This window comes from Nocardia salmonicida NBRC 13393, assembly GCF_001613085.1.
Lineage (GTDB): Bacteria > Actinomycetota > Actinomycetes > Mycobacteriales > Mycobacteriaceae > Nocardia > Nocardia salmonicida.
In genome coordinates, this window is the sequence record NZ_BDBR01000025.1 from 1 (window position 1) to 1,280 (window position 1,280).

1 protein-coding gene and 1 pseudogene are annotated in these 1,280 nt (G+C 65.3%); both read left to right on the plus strand.

What is annotated here, in order from left to right; all coding sequences use genetic code 11:
- Window positions 1–368 (plus strand): annotated as a pseudogene (locus tag NS1_RS40910) (hypothetical protein); the annotation flags it as partial.
- Window positions 356–1,141, plus strand: a complete 786-nt coding sequence (locus NS1_RS23560; RefSeq protein ID WP_062987846.1) for a class II glutamine amidotransferase domain-containing protein — start codon at window positions 356–358, stop codon at window positions 1,139–1,141. The pseudogene NS1_RS40910 and the gene NS1_RS23560, both read left to right, overlap by 13 nt.
- Window positions 1,142–1,280 lie beyond the last annotated feature (139 nt).

Sequence of the window (1,280 nt, forward strand, 5' to 3'; positions counted from 1 at the left end):
CCCGGCGCAACAGCCACTACGCCCCGTTCGAACCCGCAACCCGCGCCCGCGCGAAACACCTCGCGAAAGGCTGCCGCAACGCGGTCGGGTTGCCCCGCTATCAGGCGATCAACCCCCACCCCCGCGACACTCTCGAACTCCGGGTTTTCGCCAGTTCCCTCGAAACCCGCGCGGTGCAGGCGGCGTTGGCGTTCACCGAGGCATCCATCCGCTACACCGTCAACCTCACTATCCCTGAGATCTTGGCCGGCGGATGGGACTGGGACCGGTTCACCGACTGGCTGAACCACCGCCTCGAATACACGCCCCTGGTCACCGAACTCGCCGACCTGACCCGCGAACAGGAGGTTTTGCTGTGTGCCTCCTGACCTTCATCCCCGCCTCCGTGGCGCCGGATCCGACTGCGTTGCGCAACGGTGCCGAGTCGAATCCGCACGGCCATGGGTTCGCGGTCATAGCCGGGCAGGCGATCGTGACCGGCCACGGCATGAACGCCGAGGAGGTGATCGACCTGTTCGCCCGCGTCCGGGCCCAGCATCCGCGAGGTCCGGCACTGTTTCACTCCCGGTACGCCACCCACGGCATCCGCACCGTCGACAACTGCCACCCCTTCCGCCTAGCCGGCGACCAGCGAACGGTGTTGGCGCACAACGGTGTCCTTCCCAAACGGGTGCATCCCGGCCCGTATGACTGGCGTTCCGATACCCGCATTGCCGCTGAGGACTACCTACCTACTGAGCCGTTCGGGTCGATCGACACCTACCGCGGATTCCGTGGGCTGGAGTCTTGGCTGGGGTCGTCGAAGATGCTGATCTTCACCGTCGACCCGGCCTTCGATCAGCAGGTGTATCTGTTCGGGGAATCGAAAGGCCAGTGGGACAACGGGATCTGGTACTCCAATTCGAGCTACCTGCCATTGAGCCAGCGCTACCCCAAACGGTATGTCTGCGACGGCTGTGACGACATCGACCTGTACCGGGTGGGCCGCTACTGCGGCAAGTGCGGGTGGTGCTTCGCCTGCGAAAACCGGTTCCCGCACTGCGAATGCCGCCAACCCCGCGCCCGCAGCACACGCCACCGCGCCCTCAACCGACCGCTGGCCCTGCCCGTGGCACGCCCGCCGACCACACCTAGCACCTAGCACCTAGCACCTAGCACCTAGCACCTAGCGAACCTGCCCCGCCCACAACGCTATTCCCATCAGCCTGCACCCAGTCGGTGCGGGCTTTCGTCGTATTCAGGGAAGGAATTCGATGCCCACTGCTGTCCTGGTCGACCTC